This window comes from Nocardia rosealba, from assembly GCF_020216065.1.
GTDB lineage: Bacteria > Actinomycetota > Actinomycetes > Mycobacteriales > Mycobacteriaceae > Nocardia > Nocardia rosealba.
Window position 1 is genome coordinate 148,866 of the sequence record NZ_JAIWNA010000005.1, and the last position, 20,378, is coordinate 169,243.

19 protein-coding genes are annotated in these 20,378 nt (G+C 67.9%); 6 read left to right on the forward strand and 13 right to left on the reverse strand.

The features are described from left to right. Window positions 1–50 precede the first annotated feature (50 nt). The 9 genes from LDL21_RS19740 to LDL21_RS19780 all read right to left on the reverse strand — a co-directional run bounded on the left by LDL21_RS19740 (window position 51) and on the right by LDL21_RS19780 (window position 9,559). Entirely contained in the window at window positions 51–1,952 is a 1,902-nt protein-coding gene (locus tag LDL21_RS19740) for an arabinofuranosyltransferase AftB family protein (protein ID WP_372462213.1), read from the reverse strand. A 4-nt stretch (window positions 1,953–1,956) separates the two neighbouring features. After that, window positions 1,957–2,889, reverse strand: a complete 933-nt coding sequence (locus LDL21_RS19745; protein ID WP_067494894.1) for a decaprenyl-phosphate phosphoribosyltransferase — start codon at window positions 2,887–2,889, stop codon at window positions 1,957–1,959. 26 nt (window positions 2,890–2,915) lie between these two features. Beyond that, the gene (locus tag LDL21_RS19750; protein WP_067494988.1) at window positions 2,916–3,428 is read right to left on the reverse strand and encodes a phosphatase PAP2 family protein; all 513 of its coding nucleotides are present in this window, start codon (window positions 3,426–3,428) and stop codon (window positions 2,916–2,918) included. Between the two features lie 71 nt (window positions 3,429–3,499). Further along, window positions 3,500–5,425 (reverse strand): glycosyltransferase, encoded by a 1,926-nt coding sequence (locus LDL21_RS19755; protein WP_225281275.1) that lies wholly within the window; start codon window positions 5,423–5,425, stop codon window positions 3,500–3,502. Then, the gene (gene glf / locus LDL21_RS19760) at window positions 5,422–6,660 is read right to left on the reverse strand and encodes a UDP-galactopyranose mutase (RefSeq protein WP_181700503.1); all 1,239 of its coding nucleotides are present in this window, start codon (window positions 6,658–6,660) and stop codon (window positions 5,422–5,424) included. The genes LDL21_RS19755 and glf overlap by 4 nt, the downstream gene beginning before the upstream one ends. 160 nt (window positions 6,661–6,820) lie before the next feature. Further along, on the reverse strand, window positions 6,821–7,441 hold the full coding sequence (locus LDL21_RS19765) for a hypothetical protein (protein WP_225281276.1): 621 nt from the start codon (window positions 7,439–7,441) through the stop codon (window positions 6,821–6,823). Between the two features lie 48 nt (window positions 7,442–7,489). Further along, window positions 7,490–8,035, reverse strand: coding sequence for a hypothetical protein (locus LDL21_RS19770; RefSeq protein ID WP_225281277.1), 546 nt, complete (start codon window positions 8,033–8,035; stop codon window positions 7,490–7,492). A gap of 24 nt (window positions 8,036–8,059) precedes the next feature. Next, entirely contained in the window at window positions 8,060–8,470 is a 411-nt protein-coding gene (locus tag LDL21_RS19775; protein ID WP_225281278.1) for a hypothetical protein, read from the reverse strand. Window positions 8,471–8,800: 330 nt separating this feature from the next. Further along, window positions 8,801–9,559, reverse strand: coding sequence for a winged helix-turn-helix transcriptional regulator (locus LDL21_RS19780; protein ID WP_181701349.1), 759 nt, complete (start codon window positions 9,557–9,559; stop codon window positions 8,801–8,803). A 188-nt stretch (window positions 9,560–9,747) separates the two neighbouring features. Here LDL21_RS19780 and LDL21_RS19785 point away from each other — a divergent pair, with 188 nt between their 5' ends. The 6 genes from LDL21_RS19785 (at window position 9,748) to LDL21_RS19810 (ending at window position 13,816) form a co-directional block, all read left to right on the forward strand. Beyond that, window positions 9,748–10,593 carry an LmeA family phospholipid-binding protein gene (locus LDL21_RS19785; protein ID WP_067492559.1) on the forward strand — a complete coding sequence of 282 codons (846 nt, stop codon included), beginning with the start codon at window positions 9,748–9,750 and terminating at the stop codon, window positions 10,591–10,593. Next, window positions 10,590–11,024 (forward strand): thioredoxin family protein, encoded by a 435-nt coding sequence (locus LDL21_RS19790; protein ID WP_225281279.1) that lies wholly within the window; start codon window positions 10,590–10,592, stop codon window positions 11,022–11,024. Before LDL21_RS19785 ends, LDL21_RS19790 begins: the two co-directional genes overlap by 4 nt. A 271-nt stretch (window positions 11,025–11,295) precedes the next feature. Then, window positions 11,296–11,766 (forward strand): DUF4395 domain-containing protein, encoded by a 471-nt coding sequence (locus LDL21_RS19795; RefSeq protein ID WP_225281280.1) that lies wholly within the window; start codon window positions 11,296–11,298, stop codon window positions 11,764–11,766. A 31-nt stretch (window positions 11,767–11,797) separates the two neighbouring features. Then, window positions 11,798–12,631 (forward strand): sulfurtransferase, encoded by an 834-nt coding sequence (locus LDL21_RS19800; protein ID WP_067492342.1) that lies wholly within the window; start codon window positions 11,798–11,800, stop codon window positions 12,629–12,631. Between the two features lie 5 nt (window positions 12,632–12,636). Next, the gene (locus LDL21_RS19805; RefSeq protein ID WP_181701355.1) at window positions 12,637–12,942 is read left to right on the forward strand and encodes a DUF1416 domain-containing protein; all 306 of its coding nucleotides are present in this window, start codon (window positions 12,637–12,639) and stop codon (window positions 12,940–12,942) included. 181 nt (window positions 12,943–13,123) lie between these two features. Further along, window positions 13,124–13,816 carry a heme-binding beta-barrel domain-containing protein gene (locus LDL21_RS19810; RefSeq protein ID WP_225281281.1) on the forward strand — a complete coding sequence of 231 codons (693 nt, stop codon included), beginning with the start codon at window positions 13,124–13,126 and terminating at the stop codon, window positions 13,814–13,816. Between the two features lie 331 nt (window positions 13,817–14,147). Here LDL21_RS19810 and cydC read toward each other — a convergent pair whose 3' ends face one another. The 4 genes from cydC to LDL21_RS19830 are packed head-to-tail and all read right to left on the reverse strand — an operon-like array spanning window position 14,148 to window position 20,321. After that, complete coding sequence (cydC, locus tag LDL21_RS19815) at window positions 14,148–15,905, reverse strand: thiol reductant ABC exporter subunit CydC (RefSeq protein WP_225281468.1); 1,758 nt, start codon at window positions 15,903–15,905, stop codon at window positions 14,148–14,150. A 17-nt stretch (window positions 15,906–15,922) separates the two neighbouring features. Further along, complete coding sequence (cydD, locus tag LDL21_RS19820) at window positions 15,923–17,830, reverse strand: thiol reductant ABC exporter subunit CydD (protein ID WP_225281282.1); 1,908 nt, start codon at window positions 17,828–17,830, stop codon at window positions 15,923–15,925. 4 nt (window positions 17,831–17,834) lie between these two features. Next, window positions 17,835–18,863, reverse strand: a complete 1,029-nt coding sequence (gene cydB / locus LDL21_RS19825) for a cytochrome d ubiquinol oxidase subunit II (protein WP_181698699.1) — start codon at window positions 18,861–18,863, stop codon at window positions 17,835–17,837. Between the two features lie 9 nt (window positions 18,864–18,872). Then, window positions 18,873–20,321: a cytochrome ubiquinol oxidase subunit I gene (locus LDL21_RS19830; protein ID WP_372462207.1), complete on the reverse strand. Its 1,449-nt coding sequence runs from the start codon at window positions 20,319–20,321 to the stop codon at window positions 18,873–18,875. Between the last annotated feature and the right edge of the window lie 57 nt (window positions 20,322–20,378).

Sequence of the window (20,378 nt, forward strand, 5' to 3'; positions counted from 1 at the left end):
ATCGCTACATCGATAGCCTGGCGTTACCAAAAAGTAATTATGTGATCGATTCAGCGCTGTGGCTCGGGGTAGGGGTTGACCAACCCGCACCGCTGGATCTCGTACTTCGGGACGCGGTCGATGCGGTACTTCGCGAAGGTCATCGCATTGCGGAGGTTGTGCTTGAACCGATCGAGGGTGAGCGGGTCGCGCACGGAGATCATCAGGGCCTGCGTTTCGGGGCACGACATGGCGGTGCGTGCCTGGGTCACCCACTTCTCGTCCATGAACCACGGCATCCAGGGATGGATGTCGACCATGCCCGAATCGACGACCACCCAGTCGGGGTACAGGCTCTTGTCGTGGCCGATGCGGCCGTCGACGAGCCGGTCCGAATGCGCGGCCAGCGGGTAGGCCAGGCCCATCGGGTCGATCACGCGCACGCTCAGCGGCACGTTCATGCTGGTCATGCCGAGGTTGAGGAAGTACACGGTGTGCCCGGCGCCGCCTTCGGGGATGGGCTGCGGCGGCGGGTCGAGGTACCAGAAGGTGAACGACGGCGAGTTCAGCAGCAGGCCGCCGTTGGGGTTGTTCGCGATGTCGTTGACCATGGCCCGCATGCGCGGGTAGTCGAGGTAGTCCTCGGCGCGGATCGGGTGGTCGTGACCGGTGTTGAGCACGTAGTACACGCGCTCGTCGACGATGCCCGAGGCCGAGATCTTGGTTCCGGTGGTGATGGCGGTGGTGCTCGCCGCGTACAGCGACCAGCCCGCCGTGCCGAGCAGCGCGACGAGCAGCACCGCGAACGACCAGTCCCTGGCCGCGAACGCCCGCACCGGGATGGGGACGACAGCCACCGGCAGCAGCAGCAGGAACAGCTGGGTGAGCAGCATCCGGCCGTGCATGAAGTCACCGCCCACGCGTACCGCGTACACGGTGAGCAGCACACCGCTGACCAGCACCATCACCACGACCGCGCTCGGCGAACGGAACCACGCGCGAATCGCGGCGATCGACCAGGTGGGCTTCACCCGGAACCCGTGCGCCATGGCCGCGAGCACGCCCGCGACCAGCAGCACCAGCAGCGGGATCCACAGGTAGTAGGGCCCGACCAGATCGGCCAGGTACTTCAGGCCCTGCCCCCACTTGGCACCGCCCGCGTCCTTGGCGACGGCGGTGTTGGGGTAGGGCAGGCCGTAGTAGCCCATGCGCCAGATCTGGTAGGCGACCGGGACCAGCCCGGCGACGAGAACGATCAGCGCGCGCAGCACCACGGGCCCGAACCGGAACTGCGGCATCGGCGCGAGGAAGATCATGCCGAGCGCGAGCACCCCGATCAGGGTGGCCTCGGGCCGGACAAGGGGTGCGAGACCGGCAAGGAACACCAGCCCGAGCAGGCCGGGAACCCGCACGACGGCGGCTTGGCTCCACCGGATCATCAGCCACCACAGCAGCCCGACCCAGCAGATCACCAGACCGCTCTCCAGCCCGGAGGTGGCGTAGTCGCGGGCGGGCGGCAGCGCGATGTAGACGAGCACACCCGCCGGGATCAGCAGCTGACCGGTGCTCCCGCCCCACAGCCGCGCGGTGCCGAGCATGGCGAACACCATCGCGAGCACCGAGACGACCAGGGCGACACCGAGCACCACGTATTCGAGCCTGGCCTGGGTGACCCAGCTGAAGAACCAGACGATGTAGGTCCAGGCGGTGCTGGTATTGGTTTCGACCCGCTCGTCCATGTTGAAGACCGGGCCGTTGCCCGCGAGCAGGTTGCGCACTGTGCGAAGGACGATGAGCCCGTCGTCGGCGATCCAGCGCCGCTGCCAGGCACCGATCGCGAACAGCGCGGCGGTGAGCACGACCCCACCGACGAATGTGGCCCGGGACGCGGCTGCGAAACGCGCGGCCGGGCGCGCCTGTTCGGCGCTGCCCAGCCGTTCGTCTTCAGATGATTCCCGCTCCGCTACCACGATCTCGTCAGGTGAGATAGACAGCGACACCTACCGCTCCGATCCAGGCAATAGCGAGGAACTGCAGGATGCGGTCCCCCAGCGCGATCTCTTCGGGTTCACCGGCCTCGCCACCATCGACGTCGACCGCGTAACGCAGGACTGCGATGGTAAACGGCACCATCGAGATCGCGTACCACTGGGTGTCACGGGCCTCACCCTGCTGGAACGCCCACAGTCCGTAGAACACCACGAGCGCGGTGGCCGCGAGCGTCCAGACGAAGCGCAGGTAGGTCGGGGTGTAGTACTGCAGCGACTTGCGGATCTTGGCGCCCGTGTCGAGCGCGATCTGCAACTCGGCGTAGCGCTTGCCCGCCGCCATGAACAGCGAACCGAACGCCATGATCAGCAGGAACCATTGCGACAGTTCGATATCCGCGGCCGCACCACCGGCGATGGCGCGCAGCAGGAAGCCCGAGGACACGATGCAGATGTCGAGCACGGCCTGGTGCTTGAGCCCGAGGCAGTACGCCAGCTGGATGCCGATGTACACGGCCATCACCACGGCGAGATGCCAGGACGCGAGGAACGAACCGGCGATCGAACCGACCAGCAGCACGGCTGCCAGCGCGTAAGCCAGGTTGACAGGAACGACGCCCGCCGCGATCGGCCGGAACCGCTTGGTCGGGTGGGCGCGGTCGGCCTCGACGTCGAGGGAGTCGTTGACCAGGTAGATGCCCGAGGCCGCCATGCAGAACACGACGAACGCGATCGCCACGTGCGCGAGGATCCCCAGGTCGCTGACGGCCTCGGGGCCCGCGGCGAGCGGCGCGGCGAGCACGAGCACGTTCTTGACCCACTGACGTGGGCGAACGGCCTTGACGAGCCCGCCGGCCAGGGTCTTCGGCGGGCCCTTCACAGCAGCCTCGTCCAGGACGGCGGCGGACGGTTCTTCGCTCATCTCAGCCAGAGTTCTTTCGGTAGCGGTCACGGGCGGCGTCTCTTTTCGGCGGCGAGCACGGCGGCGGCCGACGCGGCCCCCAGTGCGGAACCGGCGAGCACATCGGAAGGGTAATGCACCCCGAGCACGACCCGGGACAACAGCATCGGTGGCACGAGCACCGCAGGCAAGGGTAGCCCGGTGAGCCTGCCGAGCAACACCGCCGCCGCCGTTGTGGAGGTGGCGTGCGAGGACGGGAAGCTCAGCTTGCTCGGCGTCGACACATTGACCTGCACCGACGGATCGTTCGGGCGCGGCCGACGGACGATGCGCTTGATGACGATCGACGCGGCGTGCGCGCCGACCGCGCCGACGGCCACGCCCGCCCACTGACGGCGGCGCGGCTTGTCGACCAGCCAGCCCGCCGCCGCGATGCCGACCCAGCCGAGCGCGTGCTCACCGAAGTGCGACATCGCCCGCGCGGCCGACACGACGGCCGGGTTGGTGCCGATGGTGCCCTGCACGGCGTTGAGGATCGCGACCTCGACGGGCACCTCCACGTACTCGCCACCGCACGCGCAGTCGCCGCCGCAACCCTCGTCGAGGAGTTCCAGTTCCGGGTTGATCGCGTTCACTTGCTTGTTCCGTTCAGGCCGAAGGTCTTCTCCCACGCCGCCGTGCTTGTCAGCTCGGCATGCGCGGCCCGGTAGCGCTGCTGCATCTCCGGGAAGCGGGCGGTGAGCTCCTTGCGCAGGCGCAGAGCTTCCTTGAGCAGCTCCGCCGCCTTGCGCGGGTCGCGCTTGCGGTACACCACGCCACGGCCGTCGGCGGTCGTCACGGTCACGCCGTCGACCTGCGAGAGCAGGAACCAGCGCGCGTCCAGCGTCGGCACGTTGAGCTGCGGTGTCTCGTGGGCGGCCGGGTCGGCCTTGCGGAAGTTGTGCACCACGCCCTTGGCCAGGCGCGCCACCTTGGCGATGGGATTGCCCGGCTCGCCGACGGCACCGACACCGTGGCGGCTGGCCAGCGGCAGTTCGGTCGAGGACGGAACCACCACGGCGTCCGGGAATTCCTTGCGCATCGCGTGGATCTTGCCCAGCGCGCTCGGCAGCAGGTCGAACAGACCCTCCGGCCCCGCGAGGAAGTCGCGGATCGCCTCGTTCTGGATGGCAACCGTGGAGTACTCGAGGCACAGCAGGTGCTTGAGGGTGGCCTTGACCGTGTTCACGATCATCGGCTTGCCGTCGCCCGGCAGGTGCAGCGAGGCGACGACCAGGCGGTTGCGCAGGTGGAAGTAGGCCTGCCAGTCGATGGCGTCGTCCTTGTCGGACCAGGCCATGTGCCACACGGCGGCACCGGGGAGGGTGACCGTGGAGTACCCCGCGTCGCGGGCTCGCAGACCGTATTCGACGTCGTCCCACTTGAGGAACAGCGGCAGCGGCTGCCCGATCTGCTCGGCGACCTGGCGCGGGATCACGCAGGTCCACCAGCCGTTGAAGTCGACGTCGATGCGCCGGTGCAGCAGCTTGGAGTTGTCGCGGTCCTTGAGCGGATACTTCGAGAAGTCGTGGTCGTACTCGACATTCGGCGCCGAGGACCACATGAAGATCCCGCGATCGACGACCTCACCCATGCTGTGCAGGTGCGAGCGTTCCTGCAGGTTCAGCATCTGCCCGCCGACCAGCAGCGGCGACTTGGCGAACCGGGAGAACGCAAGGGCGCGCAGGATCGAGTCGGGCTCGATCTCGATGTCGTCGTCCATGTAGACGATGAACTCGGCGTCGGTCTTCAGCGCCTCGTACATCACGCGGCTGTAGCCGCCGGACCCGCCGAGGTTGGGCTGGTCGTGGATGCTGAGCCGGTCGCCCAGCGTCGCGGCGGCCTCGGTGAAGCCGGGCTCGTCGACGACCTTGCGGTTGCCCTGGTCGGCCACGATCACCGCGGCGACATTGCCGAGCACCAGCGGGTCCGAGCCGAGGGCGGCCAGGGTCTTGACCAGGTCGGTCGGCCGGTTGAAGGTGGGCATGCCGACGGCGATGCTGCCGGTGCCCGGCGCCTCCTGCGGTGCGTACCACCCGCCCGCGAGCAGGGTGACCGCCGTGTCGGTGGTGATGTCGAACCAGATCCAGCCGCCGTCCTCGAACGGGCCCAGGTCGGTCTCGAACTCCACCGACACCGAATCCGCACCCTGCGGAACGGCGAACTCCTTGCCCTGCACGTGGATTCGCGAACCGTCCGCCTTGGAGCGGTACACGTCGACGCGACCGTGCCCGGCCAGTTCCAGGCGAAGCACCACCGACTTCAGCACGCTCCACCGACGCCAGTAGCTGGCGGGCAGCGCGTTGAAGTAGGTGCAGAACGACACCTCCGACTCCGCGCCGATCGACAGCGCGGTGCGGCTGGTCGCGTGCGCGCGGCGGGCGTTGGTGGTGGATTCCTCCAGGTAGAGGGTCCGCACGTCCAGCGGCTCACCCGGGCGCGGCAGGATCACGCGCTGCAGCAGGGCCTTGGCGCGCGTCTCGGTGGTCACGTCTTCGAGCATCGGTTGCGCGCTCATGCCTCGTCCACCAGGGGCGCACCCGACTCGAGGTGCGGACGGAGCACGTTCTCGAACATGCTCAGCGCCGAACCGATCGCCATGTGCATGTCCAGGTACTGGTAGGTGCCGAGGCGGCCACCGAAAAGCACCTTGCGCTCGGCGGTTTCACGCTTGGCGCGCTCGCGGTAGGCGAGCAGCTTGGCGCGGTCCTCCGGGGTGTTGATCGGGTAATACGGTTCGTCGCCGGTCTGGGCGAAGCGCGAGAACTCGCGCATGATGACCGTCTTGTCGGTCGGGTAGTCGCGTTCCGGGTGGAAGTGGCGCGGCTCGATGATGCGGGTGAACGGCGCGTCGGCGTCGTTGTAGTTCATCACCGAGGTTCCCTGGAAGTCGCCGATCTCGAGCACTTCGGTCTCGAAATCAATGGTGCGCCAACCCAATTCACCTTCGGCGTAGTCGAAGTACAGGTCCAGCGGACCGGTGTAGACCACCGGCGCGTCGGGATTGGCGGCGCGGACCTCGTCCCGCACGTCGAACCAGTCCGTGTTCAGGCGCACGTCGATGAGGTCGGAGGCGGCCATGTTCTCCAGCCACTTCGTGTACCCCTCCTTGGGCAAGCCCTCGTAGGTGTCGTTGAAGTAGCGGTTGTCGAAGGTGTAGCGCACCGGCAGACGGGTGATGTTGCCCGCGGGCAGTTCCTTCGGGTCGGTCTGCCACTGCTTGGCGGTGTAGTCGCGGATGAACGCCTCGTAGAGGGGACGGCCGATCAGCGAGATCGCCTTCTCCTCGAGGTTCTGCGCGTCGGCGGACTTCACCTCGGCGGCCTGCTCGGCGATGAGCTTGCGAGCTTCCTCCGGCGTGAAGTAGCGGCCGAAGAACTGCGAGATCAGCCCGAGCCCCATCGGCAGTGGGTACGCCTGGCCCTTGTGCAGGCCGAACACGCGATGCTGGTAGCCGGTGAACTCGGTGAACTGGGTGACGTAGTCCCACACCTTCTTGTTCGAGGTGTGGAACAGGTGCGCGCCGTACTTGTGAATCTCGATTCCGGTTTCCGGATCGGGCTCGGAGTAGGCGTTGCCACCCAGGTGGTAGCGGCGGTCGATCACCAGCACCCGCTTACCCAGCACGTTCGCGGCCCGCTCGGCCACGGTCAGGCCGAAGAAGCCGGACCCGACCACGATCAGGTCGTACTGGTTTGCCTGGCTGGCGGAATCTGCGTTGACGGAGTTACCCGAGGACGATGCGGCGGTCACGGGTGCCCAGCGTATCGGAAGACGCCGGATTGTCCCGGCGGAGTCCATGACCGACTCCTGACCTGCGCTTTTATCAGCCACTACCCGGATAGGACCGAATCGATGCCGATGCGTACGGCAACGTCGGGTGTGAGTCGCTGTTCCGAGGCGGAGTCAGGTGTCAGTAGTGGGGATACGCATTCGGGCGACCGGCGCGGATCCAGCGGCCCGTCGAGGGGGCTGCGGTCAGGATGAGGATGATCAGGGGGAAGAACGAGATCACGAGGGCGCCCGCGATCGCGCCACCGGCCTCCGACGAGGAGGTCTGGCTCAGTGCCATCAGGACCGAGACCCAGGTACCACCCAGGGCGAGGACGGACAGCAGGATCAGGAGCACGCGGCCCGCGGTCTTGCGACGGAACAGCAGGATGGAGCCGAGGAACCACAGCAGGCTGGGGACGGCGGCGATGGCGAGGCCGATGGTCACCTCGGACCGGCCCGCTTCGTCGGTGGCGCTGGTCGGCTCGGTGGCGAAGATGAAGGCCGCGGCGATTCCGAGTCCGCCGAGGGCGATCAGCGACAGCAGCAGTGAGATGACAGCAGCGGTGATCGCCGTCCCCCCGCCGGGGCGTGGTTGTCCGTAGCCCGGCGGGTACTGGCCGTAAGCCGGTGCGCCGTAACCGTATTCGGCATACGGCTGGGCACCGTAGGGCTGGGCGTAGGGGTCGGGGGCGTAGCCCGGTTGTGCGTAACCCTGTGCCGCGTACGGGTCGTAGCCCTGTGGGCCGTGCGGATACCCCATCGTTCCCCCTCCTGATGAGCTGTGTGCCCTGGTGCTGACCAGCTGAAACTATACGGCCGATCCGACAAGATCTTTCGGGCGTGCGCGCGTGTAGTTCGCCGTCCACGGCAGGAGTGCCATGAGCAGCACGATCGCGCCGAGCCCGGTCGCGGTGGCGGCGGCCGTCCAGTTGTGGTTGACGATCGCCGTCACCGCTCCCGGCACCCCACCGAGACCGACGAAGATCGAACGCAGTACCGATTGGTCGGCGAACCAGTGGATGCCGTACCCGGAGTCGTAGCCGATGAGCGTGGCGAGCAGGGCCAGCAGCCCGAGGCCGAGTTGCGCTGCGGCGGCGGCGATCAGCACCCAGCGGCCGGTGTCGTCGCGGCGGGCGAGCAGCAGCGCGCCGTAGCCGAAGGCGAACGCGGCGGCCAGCGCGCCGAGCGTGCTGAAGAGGACGAGCGAATCGTCGAGCAGCTCCGGGTCGCCGAAGAAGGTGCGCAGGACATACGCCGCGCCGAGCAGATTCGCCACGGCGGCGAGCGCGCCGAGGGTCACGGCGACGACGGCCGTCACGTCACCGAGAGTCGTTGTCTTCTCCTGCTCGAGCATGGTCCGACCGTATCCCGTCCGCCGCTATCGCGTCGCGGTCCAGCGTCGCGTCGGCTCGATCACGCTGAACGCCACGATCACCACATTGAGCCCGAGCCAGCAGTCCAGCGGCCCGAACCGCCAGCCGTGACTCGCCCCGTTCAACACCACGACCAGCCCCGTCGCCCCCGCCATCACCGCCGCCATCGTGAGCAGCACTCGCCTACCGAGCATCCGGCGCCGCAGCAACAGCACCGCGCCGAGCAGGTACACCACGCCGAGCCCGCCGACGATCCCCGCGCCCACATAGTCGAGATCGATCTGACGCCCGAGCGTCCGCAATACCGCGGTCGCCACCCCGACGACGATCCCCGCAACGCCGACCAGTACCCCCAGCCAACCCGCGATCAGCGCGGTCACCGCGCGCAAAGGCCCCTCCGGCCGCACCTGCTCCACACTGTCCCCGCTACTTGTCGTCGTTCGGAGTCAGTTATACGGGGCTTGCGTGATCTGCGCCGGGGTGTGCTTGGGTTGCGGTCTCAGCTGTACGGAACTACCTCGGCGTTTTGTGCACCACAAAGGTATTGGGCTGTATTTTTAGAGCGCTGGCGCGCTCGAGCGCGGCCCCTGAGGGGCCGCGCGAACAGCGCTCGAGACTCGCGCTTCGCGCATGCGCTTCGAGCGCTGTTCGCGCGGCCGGGCCGCTACGCCGCTTCGCGGCGGACCCTCCTCGAGGTCGGGATGTGCGGGGCTGGGAAGGCTGTCATGGCGGACTGAATGTGCTCGTCAGGGGGTGCTGCCGTTGACCGGTGTCAGGTCCTCGCCGTCGACGTCTTCGTCGGTGAAGGCGGGCGGTTCGCCCTTGGCGGCGGTCGAGCGGGCGGGGCGGACGGCCTTGTAGCCGACATTGCGGACGGTGCCGATGAGGGATTCGTATTCGCTGCCGAGTTTGGCGCGCAGGCGGCGGACGTGGACGTCGACGGTTCGGGTGCCGCCGAAGAAGTCGTAGCCCCACACCTCTTGCAGCAACTGGGCGCGGGTGAAGACCCGGCCTGCGTGCTGGGCGAGGTACTTGAGCAGCTCGAATTCCTTGTAGGTGAGGTCGAGCGGGCGGCCGCGCAGGCGGGCGGTGTAGGTGCCTTCGTCGATCACCAGTTCGCCGAGGGTGATCTTGCCAGTGTTCTCGGGGCTGGCCACGCCGCCGTTGCGGCCGACGAGCAGGCGCAGGCGCGCGTCGAGTTCGGCGGGGCCGGTGCCTGGCAGCAGGATGTCGTCGAGGCCCCAGTCGGCGTTCACCGCGACCAGTCCGCCCTCGGTGAGCACGGCGACTACGGGCACCGACGAACCGGTGCTGCCGAGCAGTCTGCACAGCCCGCGCGCGGCGGCCAGATCGGTCCTGGCGTCGACCAGCGCTACATCGGCGCTACCCGCCTCGAGCAGGGAAGACACCTCGGTCGGCGCGGGGCGGACGTTGTGCGCAAGCAGCGTCAACGAGGGCAGCACCGCATCCGGGTTGGGGTCGGAAGTCAGTAGGAGCAGCTCCACCGGGCTCTCCTCCTATCTCGTGTCTGCGCGACGAGAGCAGCCGCACAGCTACGTCGCCGAAACACAGGGTTAGTCGGTGCAACATTAGCGCGTCACAGGCCATGACCTCGCAACACGGGCACACTTACGAGTGTTCGGCCGATACCCGGGCCCCCGGCACCCGCGTGCGTGGGCGCTACTCTCACCTCATGCGCAAGCTGATCATCGGGCTGCTGTGCCTGGCCGGGTTGGCGGTGGTGATCGATTTCGGCGCCGCCGCCTACACCGAGTACCACGTGTCGCGGCAACTGCGGGCGGGCGCCGACCTGTCGGCCGATCCCGAAGTGACCTTCCACGGTTTCCCGTTCACCGCCCAGGCCCTGGCCGGGCGCTACGACAACGTGGCGATCCGGGCCCGAAGCATGCGCCCGGACATCCCCGGCGAGATCGGCATCGAAGCCACGCTGAACGGTCTGCACGCGCCTGCCGGCGAGCTGCTCGACGGTGCGGCGCGCTCGGTGCAGGTCGACCGCGTCGACGCCCGCATGCGCATCGAACCCACCGAGCTCGGCAGGCTCTTCGGCATCCCCGACCTGCAGGTCCACACCCGTCCGGCCGACAAGTCCGACGGCACGGGCGGTTCGGGTGGTTCCGGCATGACCACCGGGGGCGCGCTCGTGCTCACCGGCACGCTGCCCACCGCGCCCAACGGGCGCATTCTCGGCGCGGGTGTCACCCCGTCGAGTTCGGCCAAACGCGTACCGGTGCAGATCCAGGCCGACCTGCTGCTCGACGGCGACCTGGTCCGCATCCAGGCCACCGGCTTCTATCACGACAAGAACAGCGGCCCGGCCGACACGGCCAAGACCAGCGAATCGGAGATCCTCGAGGCCGATCGCGGCGCGGTGCTCGAGCGCTTCAGTCGTACGATCGATACCAAGGAGTTGCCGTTCGGCGTCCGGCCCACCGAGGTGGAGGCGCTGGGTGGGCACATCGTTGTCGAGGGCGTCGGCCGCAACGTCACCATCGACCTGGACCGATTGCAGCAACCATGATCGAACTCGCCGTACTCGCCGCCGTCGTGCTGGCCGCCGTCGCGGTCGGCCTGCTGCTGCGCCGCAACCAGGGCCGGGTCCGGCCCGCCACCCTCGACCCCGACACCGAACAGCGCGCCCGCCTGCTCGACGCGGCGGGTGTCTCCGGTTCGGTGCCCGCGGTGCTGCACTTCTCGGCCGACTGGTGCGGTCCGTGCGACGCCGTGCGGCGGGTGGTCGCCGGTGTCACCGCGGAACTGGCCGATTCGCCGAACGCACCCCGCGACATCGAGATCGACATCGACGCGCAACCCGCGCTGGCCCGCGAACTCAACGTGCTCTCCCTGCCGACGACCTTCGTCTTCGACGCCGAGGGCAAGGAGCGTTTCCGCATCTCCGGCGTACCGAAGGCGGGCGACCTGCGCACCGCCCTCGAGCCGCTCACAGTGTGACGTTGTCCCCCGTTTCGAGGGGGGCCTGCCCATTTCCCGGGAAGACCGGGTAAACTCTTCATCGTGCAAACCGACCACGAGCTGATGCTCACCCGACGCCGCACAGTTGACCTGTGTCGCCTCGGTGGTTGTTGCTGCCTGTGCCGCTGACCGGTCGGCTTCTCTCCCGAGATTCCTGACGCCGACCTCTGTTCGCCGCGCGAGTGATCGTTTCGATCCCCCGGCGAACTGGCAGATCCCACTGAATCGTCTCAGCGCAGGAGTTCGCACCATGACCTCGTTTTCTGATTCCCCACCTCGCGTCGATGTCCGCGGGCCGCGTTTCGTGGCCTGGGTGACGACCGGGGTGCTCGTCGCGGTGCTGCTGGTCGCGACCGTTTCCCCCGTCGCCGCCGCGATCCTGATCGGCCTGCAGGCCGTGGTGTTCGCGATCGGCGCGGCGGCCGGTCCCGCCAAGCACCCTTACGGCCGGATCTACGCGGCGCTCGTCGCGCCGCGAGTCGGCCCGCCCACCGAGACCGAACCCGTGCCGCCGCTGCGTTTCGCGCAGGCACTCGGCTTCGCGTTCGCCGGTGTCTCCCTGCTGGGCTTCGCGCTCGGCTCCCCGATCGTCGGCGCGGTGTTCGCCGGCTTCGCCCTGTTCGCGGCGTTCTTGAACGCGGCGTTCGGGGTCTGCCTGGGCTGCCAGATCTATCCGCTGGTAGCCCGCTTCCGCCGGTCGCCTGCTCCGGCACCGAACTGACCCACCCTGCACGTCTGTTGAAAGGAACAACATGGCTCGCTCCGATGTCCTGGTCTCCGTTGACTGGGCCGAAGAGAACCTCAACGCCCCCGGCGTCGTCTTCGTCGAGGTCGACGAGGACACCTCCGCCTACGAGGGTGGCCACATCGAAGGCGCCGTTCGCCTGGACTGGAAGAACGACCTGCAGGATCAGGTTCGTCGCGACTTCGTGAACCAGGAGCAGTTCTCCGACCTGCTCTCGGCGCGCGGCATCGCCAACGACGACACCGTGGTGCTGTACGGCGGCAACAACAACTGGTTCGCCGCCTACGCCTACTGGTACTTCAAGCTGTACGGCCACAACGACGTCAAGCTGCTCGACGGCGGCCGCAAGAAGTGGGAGCTCGACGGTCGTCCGCTCTCGCGTGACGCGGTCAACCGCCCGGCCACCCAGTACAAGGCTTCGGCTCCCGACCTGAGCATCCGCGCCTTCCGCGACGAGGTCATCGCCGCGATCGGCACCAAGAACCTGGTCGACGTGCGCAGCCCCGACGAGTTCTCCGGCAAGATCCTGGCTCCCGCGCACCTGCCGCAGGAGCAGAGCCAGCGTCCCGGCCACATCCCGGGCGCGATCAACGTGCCGTGGAGCAAGGCGGCCAACGAGGACGGCACCTTCCGTTCCGACGAAGAGCTCGCCGAGCTCTACAAGGATGCGGGCCTGGACGGCGAGAAGGAGACCATCGCCTACTGCCGCATCGGCGAGCGTTCCTCGCACACCTGGTTCGTGCTGCAGGAGCTGCTCGGCCACCAGAACGTCAAGAACTACGACGGCAGCTGGACCGAATACGGTTCGCTCGTCGGTGCACCTATCGAGTTGGGAGCGTAATCAATATGTGTGCAGCACCTACCCAGGGTCAGGCCATCCCGGCCGGCGTCGATGTGGAGAAGGAAACGGTCATCACCGGCCGTGTCCTGAGCACCGACGGTCAGCCGGTCGGCGGCGCGTTCGTGCGTCTGCTCGACGGCAACGGTGACTTCACCGCCGAGGTCGTCGCCTCCGGCACCGGTGATTTCCGCTTCTTCGCCGCGCCGGGTTCGTGGACCCTGCGCGCGCTGTCGGCGTCGGGCAACGGCTCGGCCGAGATCAGCCCCGAGGGCGCGGGCATCCACGCGGTGGACGTCGCGGTCGCCAAGTAAGAAACCTCACAACGGCCCTGGTAGTTCCTGTGCGGGAACTGCCGGGGCCGTTTTCGTATCTTCGTTTCGGACTCGCTAGACTCCGAAACGTGGTCCTCTTCTTCGAGATTCTCCTCATCGCCGTGTCGATCCTCATCGGCTGGTTCGGCCTGTACGTCTTCTACCGGCTGTTCACCGAGTCATGAGCGGGCTCGCGAGCGAAGGTTCCGATCCGGCCGAGCGAGCGAGTGACGTGCAAGACGCTTCGGCACAGCGTCGCAGTGGCGACGAGGCGGTGAATGTCGCCGCCGAGCGTGCGAAAGAAACCGGGGTCCGAAACATTTCGGTCCTCGGCGGTCTCCCCATTCCCGAGGACACCGCGAATCTGCGCGAGGGTCCCGATCTGAACCACGCGATGCTCGCGTTGCTGCCGCTGGTCGGTGTGTGGCGCGGCGAGGGCGAAGGCCACCACCCTGCCGACGGCGACTACCGCTTCGGTCAGCAGATCATCGTGTCGCATGACGGTGGCGACTACCTGGTCTGGGAATCGCAGACCTGGAAGCTCGACACCGAGGGCGCCTACGAAAGCCCCGACCTGCGCGAGAGCGGGTACTGGCGGGTCGGCACCGACGCCGACACCGAGATGCTCGAACTGCTGCTCACCCACAGCTCCGGCGTCGTCGAACTGTTCTACGGCACCGCCCTGACCCAGTCGTCCTGGGAACTGGCCACCGATGTGGTGATCCGCAGCCAGTCCGGCGCAGTCGTCGGCGGCGCGAAACGCCTCTACGGCATTGTCGAGGGCGGCGACCTGGCCTACGTCGAGGAACGAGTCGACCCCGACGGTGCGCTCATCCCCCGCCTGTCGGCGCGCTTGCAGCGCTACATCGGCTGAGATCCCGATCGGACGCCCCGCGGTTTCGCGGGGCGTTCGTCGTTTCCGCGGCGGAAATGGAGCGACCCCCGAGCCATACCGTCTCGTTCCGGGGAACGTGGCGGTCCCGGGTGGATAGTCCGGGGGCTCGGGGGCCGGGTGTCTGCCTGGGATTCGCTCAGCGCACCGCTGGGGAATCTCCCGCAGGGGTGCTGCTAGCGGGCAGCCACCTCACGCATCCGTTGAACATACATTCTTCAGACCACCTCCTCTCTTGTGTACCGATGAATCTATCGGCACGCGCCGAGCTCGGCAATTGATTTTCCGGGTGCTCCGACCTGCTGAAATCGCCTCACTTTTCGGACAGTGACCGGCCGTCGACCCGACAGGCGCCGGTCCGGTCGACGGTGACGACCGTGTCGGCACGATGGTCGGGCGGAAGCTGATGGGTGACGACCACGACGCGACGCTCCGGCGCCACCAGGCCGCTGTCCGCGTCGAGGAGTTCGCGCAGGAGCTGGTCGCCCTCCTCGGCGGAGAGGTGTTCGGTCGGCTCGTCGAGCAGCAGGGTCTCGGCCGGTGCGATCAGTGCCCGCGCCAGCAGCAATCGCCTGCGCTGACCGCCCGACACGGCTGCCGCCCCCGCTGTGAGCGAGGTCCGCACGCCGTTCGGCAGACTGTCGAGCCAGGGGCCGAGACCGACTCGCCGCAGGGCGCTTTCGGCTTCGGCCTCGGCGAGATCACCGCGCGCGACCCGCAGGTTCTCGAGGATGGATGTACCGAACAGATGCGCATCCTCGGCGAAGAACGTGACGCCCGCACGCGGGGTGTCGAACAGGCCCGCCCACTCCATCAGCAAGGTCGTCTTTCCGGCCCCACTCGGCCCGACAACGGCGATTCGCCGCCCCTCCGGCATCGCCATGGTCGCACCCGGCCCGGCAAACGCATCGCGCCCCGCCGTCGCATCGCGTCGAACAGGGTCGCCGGATCCAGCGGTCACGCCGGGGCCGAAGGTCGAACCAGCCGGTGGGGTCGATGAGGCGGTTATCGTCCGCCCGGTGGGCTGGGGGCCTGCGATGGACTGGAGGCGGTGGAGGGCGGCGCGGGAGGTGGTGAGGGTGGTCGCGGCGGTGGGGAGGGTGGCGACGGCCTCGAAGGCCGAGAGGGGGACCAGCACGAGGATGGTGAGGGCCATGGGCGTCATGCCGCCGGGGAGGCCACCCGTCGGCCCGTAGGCGGCGATGCCGACCAGCAGGGCGCCGAGGGCGCTGATCCCGATCGACAGCGGGGTCGCGGCGGCGGCCCACGCGCTGCGGGAGGCGGCCGAGTCTTCGGCGGCGACCGCGCGCCCGGATGCCTTGTCTGCCACCGTGAGTGCCGCGTCCAACCGTCCGGCGACACGCAGTTCGGCCGCGTGATCGAGCACGGTGAACGCCTCGGCCGTGAACTCACCCCGATCCCGCCGCACCGCACGTTCGGCGTCGCGCCCGGCCACCGCCGACAACCACGGCGCCAGCACGCCCGAAACAGCAAGCGCCGCAGCCAGAATCACGGCTGCCGCCACAGAAATGGTGGCGATCAGCCCGACCGCCGCCACCGACAACACCACTGCGACGGCCACCGGCACGAACACCCGCACGACCACAGCACCGAGATCATCGATATCGGCCCCGACCCGAACCAGAAGATCCCCTCGCCGCAACTCCCCCAACCGCCGTCTCCCCGGCGACCCGGGCTGCTCACCGTCGAGCACGATCCCCGTCGACCTGCCCTCGACCGTCCCGCCACTCTCGACTGCCCGGTCACGCCACCACCAGATGTCCGACTGCGCGAGGGTGCGGTACACCGTGGTGCGCGCCGTTGTCATGGCTCGCAGGGCGACGTCGTGGGTGGCCAGTCGCTCCAGGTACCGGGCCAGCCCCCGGGAGATTCCCAGCGCCCGCACCGCCGTCACCGCCACACTCAGATGCAGCACCGGCGGCATTTCCCAGGCGCGCGCGATCAACCACGCCGCCAGCGCCGCCAGCGCGAGTCCACTCCCGAGCGCCAGCACCCCCCACGCCACAGCCACCGCGACCCGCCACGGCGACAGCCCGAGCAGCCGCCACATGTCCCGCAGATCGGCGATCACAAAGCCCTCCCGTCCGAATCGTCCCGCCCGCCCCGCCGATCCTCGGTTTCACCGACGACCTCGACGACCACGTCGGCCGCCGACAGGACGGTCGGGCGGTGGGCGACGACCACGACGGTCGCGCCTTCGGCGGCAAGGGTGCGCAGGGTGGTGAGGACTCGGTGTTCGCTGACCGCGTCGAGGTGGGCGGTCGGTTCGTCGAGCAGCAGGATCGGGCGGTGGGCGGCGAGGGTGCGGGTGAGGGCCAGGCGCTGGCGTTGGCCGAGGGACAGGCCGGTGCCGCCTTGACCGAGGACGGTGTCCCAGCGCTGTGGGAGCTCGTCGAGCACGGTGTCGAATCCTGTTGCGGCGCTGATCTGTTCCAGCCGGTCCAGGTCGGCGGCGGTGCCGGGCACACCGAGGAGTTCGACATTCTCGCGCAGCGTTCCCGGAACCAGCACCGGCCGCTGCGGCAACCAGGCGATGCGCGCCCACCAGCTGTCGGCATCGAGGTCGCCGACATCCCTTCCATCGACGAGAACAGTCCCACTGTCAGGCTCGATCAGTCCCAGAATCGCCTGCAGCGTAGTGGATTTCCCGCACCCGTTCGCCCCGGTGAGCACCGTTACCGAGCCCGGCATCAACTCGGCGGTCAACCGATGCGGCGCCGTCCCACCGCGCGCGGTGACGGTCAACTCGCACAGCTGGATCCGCGAACCCGACCGTTCGCCCGGCCCCACCACAGACCCTGGATCACGCCGATCCGCCCGCACAGCGCAACCCACCGACGATGCCGATTCCGGCGGCGCAGCGTTCGTATCTGCGTGCACGGCAACCACATCCGCGGCATCCACGTCGGATGGCTGAAGTGATCGTGCAGCAGCGTGTTTGGCGCCGTGAGCAGATCCGGTGGTCGAATCGAGCACGGCGAAGGCTCGTTCCCCAGCCGCCATCCCGTCCTGCGCGGCGTGGAACTTCTCCCCCACCTGCCGCAGCGGCCAGTACACCTCCGGTGCGAGGATCAACGCGACGAGCCCGGCGTACAGGGTCATCTCCGCGAACACCAGTCGCAAACCGATGGCCACCGCGATCAGCGCCACGCTCAGCGTCGCCAATCCCTCGAGCACCATCGAGGACAGAAACGCCATCCGCAACGACTGCATCGTCCGCTGCCGTAGCGAATCGCCGAGCGCCTGTACTTGTTTCGCCATACCGGCCACGCCCGGACCTTCGCGCCCGAGTGCCCGTAGCGTCGGCATGCCGGCGAACAGGTCGAGAATCTGATCCGACAACCTGGTGCTCGCGGCGAGCGTCGCCTTGGCCCGACCCTGGGTGAGCAGCCCGATGAGCACCATGAACATCGGGATGAGCGGCACGGTGATCACGGCGATCACGGCCGAAGTCGGATCGTGAAAAGCGATGACCACCAGCACGATCGGTGGAACGAGACAGGCCAGCAGCAGCGCGGGCAGGTAGCCGGTGAACCACCCGCGCAACCCGCTGAGCCCGTTGCCGACCACCACCGCGATCTCGGTACGCCGCGAGTCCAGTTCGCGCGGAGACAGCTCCGCCCCGGCCCGCAGCACCGCGTTCTCCAGCTCGGCCACCACCGCACTGCCCGCCCGGTGCGCCAGCCGCGCCTGCCACCAGCTCGCCACCCCACGCACCACCACGACGACGCCGAACACGACCAGTTCGGTTGTCCACGAGTCGAAGTCGCGCCGCGACGGGTCGGTGACAACACCGGCGAGCACCCGCGCCAGCAGCACCGCCGTCACCACGATGGTCACCGTGATGACCAGCGCGATCAGCACCGCGATCACCAGGTGCGGCCGAGCCGACCGCGCGTACCGCAGCAACCGCGGATCGATCGGCCCGCGCCGCCGTACTTCGGGCGCCCCCGCCGACCCATCGAGCGCGCCCATCACCTCACTCCTTACCGACGAACGGCAGCCCTGTCGGCGCCGGGATCTGGTCGACGGTGAGCCGCTTGCGGAACACCCAGTACGTCCACCCCTGGTAGATCAGCACCACCGGCGTGGCGAGCAGGGCCGCCCAGCTCATCACCTTCAGCGTGTACGGCGAGGACGACGCGTTGTCGATGGTGAGGTCGAACGCCGGGCTGATGGTGGAGGGCAGCACGTTCGGGTACATCGAGCCGACGATGAGCACCGTCGCCGAGATCACCGTCAGCGTGGTGCCGACGAAGGCCCAGCCGTCGCGACCGACCATGTTCGCCGCTCCGGCGACGACCAGTCCGAGCAACGCCACGCCGACCGCCGCCCAGGTCCAGCCTGCGCCGTAGGCGAGCTGAGTCCACAGCCCGAACGCACCGACGACCAGCACGGTCGGCACGAGCAGCAATCGGACGACACGCTGGGCGTCCTCGCGCACCTCGCCGCCGGTCTTGAGCACCAGGAACACCGCACCGTGCAGCAGGAACAGGATGCCCGTCGCCAGTCCGCCGAGCAGGGCGTAGGGGCTGAACAGATCCCAGACCGAACCGACGATCTGGCGGTCTTCGTTCAAGGGCACGCCACGCACCAGGTTCGCGAACACCCACCCCCAGGCCAGGGCCGGAATCCAGGAGCCGATCCCGATACCGCGGTCACACCACGCCCGCCACTTCGGGTCGTTGATCTTGGCGCGGTATTCGATCGCGCAGATCCGCAGGATCAAGGCGACGAGCAACAGCAGCAAGGCCAGGTAGAACCCGGAGAACAGGCTCGCGTACCACTCGGGGAACGCGGCGAACATCGCCCCGGCCGCGGTGATCAACCAGACCTCGTTGCCGTCCCACACCGGGCCGATGGTGTTGAGCACCACGCGGCGTCGCGTGTCGGAGCCCTTGCCGAGAACGGGCATGAGCATCCCGACACCGAAGTCGAAACCCTCGAGCACGAAGTAGCCGGTGAACAGGACGCCGATCAGGATGAACCAGAACAATGGCAAACTCATCGCCGTCTCCTAGTACGCGAAGGACAGTTGTTCATCGGCAGGCGGACCGTCGTGGTGCACTGGCTCGTCGGGTCCGGCGATCGTGTATCGGCGGATCAGGTAGAACCACACCGCCGCGAGCACACCGTAAAGCAGCGTGAACACGATCAGCGAGAACAACACCGTCATCGGCGCGTGCTCGGACACCGCCTGCTGCACGGTCATCCGGATATTCGGGTCGCCGGTGGGGTTGGGCACCACCGCCCACGGCTGCCGCCCCATTTCGGTGAACACCCAGCCCGCACTGTTGGCCAGGAACGGCGTGGGGATGGCGAGCAGGCTCAACCACGCGAACCAGGGACGATCGGGCACGCGCCCGCCACGGGTCATCCAGAATGCCGCGAACAGCAGCAGCACAGACCCGGCGGCCAGGCCGATCATGGCACGGAACGACCAGTACGTGACGAACAGATTCGGCCGGTAATCACCCGGTCCGTATTTCACGTTGTAGGTCTTCTGCAGGTCGACGACACCGTCGAGCGTCACATCGTCGAATTTGCCTTCGGCGAGATAGGGCAGCACATAGGGCACCTTCAGCACATGCACGACGCTGTCGCAATTGTTGTGGGTACCGACGGTGAGAATGGAGAAATCGGGGTCGGTTTCGGTATGGCACAACGATTCCGCCGACGCCATCTTCATCGGTTGCTGTTCGAACATCAGCTTGCCCTGGATGTCGCCGGTGAACAGCACGCCGACCCCGGCCACCGCGATGACGACCAGCGACGCGCGGGCGGCGGGCCGCCACATCGTGCGTGCCTGCTCGAGTTTGTCCGCGTCACCGCTGCGCGCGTTGCGCACCATCCACCAGCCGGCGATCCCGGCGACGAAAGTGCCTGCGGTGAGGAATGATCCGGCGACGACATGGGGGAACGCGGCCAGGGTTGTGTTGTTGGTGAGCAGCGCCCAGATGCTTTCCAGTTCGGCGCGCCCGGTCTCGGGGTTGTAGCGGGCGCCGACCGGGTGCTGCATGAACGAGTTGGCGGCGACGATGAAATAGGCCGAGGCGTTCACACCGATCGCGACCATCCAGATGGTCGCCAGGTGAACGAGTTTCGGCAGGCGCGTCCAGCCGAACACCCACAGGCCGATGAAGGTCGATTCCATGAAGAACGCGACAAGCGCTTCCAGCGCGAGCGGTGCGCCGAAGACGTCGCCGATGAAGCGGGAATATTCGCTCCAGTTCATCCCGAACTGGAATTCCTGCACGATGCCGGTGGCGACGCCGAGGGCGAAGTTGATCAGGAACAGTTTCCCGAAGAATTTGGTGAGCCGGTACCACTTCTCGTCACCGGTGACGACCCACGCCGTCTGCATCATGGCGATCAGTGGCGCCAGACCGATGGTGAGCGGTACGAAGACGAAGTGATAAACCGTGGTGATGCCGAACTGCCACCGGGAGATGTCCAAGGTGTCCATCCGGCCTCCATCCACTACTACGACGTCCTGTAGTAGAGAGTACGCGCACGGGTACCC

Coding starts and splice junctions, on each gene's coding strand:
- LDL21_RS19745 (WP_067494894.1), bottom strand. CDS start 2,889: ATGAGCGAAGAACCGTCCGCCGCCGTCCTGGACGAGGCTGCTGTGAAG.
- LDL21_RS19755 (WP_225281275.1), bottom strand. CDS start 5,425: ATGAGCGCGCAACCGATGCTCGAAGACGTGACCACCGAGACGCGCGCC.
- LDL21_RS19765 (WP_225281276.1), bottom strand. CDS start 7,441: ATGGGGTATCCGCACGGCCCACAGGGCTACGACCCGTACGCGGCACAG.
- LDL21_RS19770 (WP_225281277.1), bottom strand. CDS start 8,035: ATGCTCGAGCAGGAGAAGACAACGACTCTCGGTGACGTGACGGCCGTC.
- LDL21_RS19785 (WP_067492559.1), top strand. CDS start 9,748: ATGCGCAAGCTGATCATCGGGCTGCTGTGCCTGGCCGGGTTGGCGGTG.
- LDL21_RS19790 (WP_225281279.1), top strand. CDS start 10,590: ATGATCGAACTCGCCGTACTCGCCGCCGTCGTGCTGGCCGCCGTCGCG.
- LDL21_RS19795 (WP_225281280.1), top strand. CDS start 11,296: ATGACCTCGTTTTCTGATTCCCCACCTCGCGTCGATGTCCGCGGGCCG.
- LDL21_RS19800 (WP_067492342.1), top strand. CDS start 11,798: ATGGCTCGCTCCGATGTCCTGGTCTCCGTTGACTGGGCCGAAGAGAAC.
- LDL21_RS19805 (WP_181701355.1), top strand. CDS start 12,637: ATGTGTGCAGCACCTACCCAGGGTCAGGCCATCCCGGCCGGCGTCGAT.
- LDL21_RS19810 (WP_225281281.1), top strand. CDS start 13,124: ATGAGCGGGCTCGCGAGCGAAGGTTCCGATCCGGCCGAGCGAGCGAGT.
- cydC (WP_225281468.1), bottom strand. CDS start 15,905: ATGTGGCGGCTGCTCGGGCTGTCGCCGTGGCGGGTCGCGGTGGCTGTG.
- cydD (WP_225281282.1), bottom strand. CDS start 17,830: ATGGGCGCGCTCGATGGGTCGGCGGGGGCGCCCGAAGTACGGCGGCGC.
- cydB (WP_181698699.1), bottom strand. CDS start 18,863: ATGAGTTTGCCATTGTTCTGGTTCATCCTGATCGGCGTCCTGTTCACC.
- LDL21_RS19830 (WP_372462207.1), bottom strand. CDS start 20,321: ATGGACACCTTGGACATCTCCCGGTGGCAGTTCGGCATCACCACGGTT.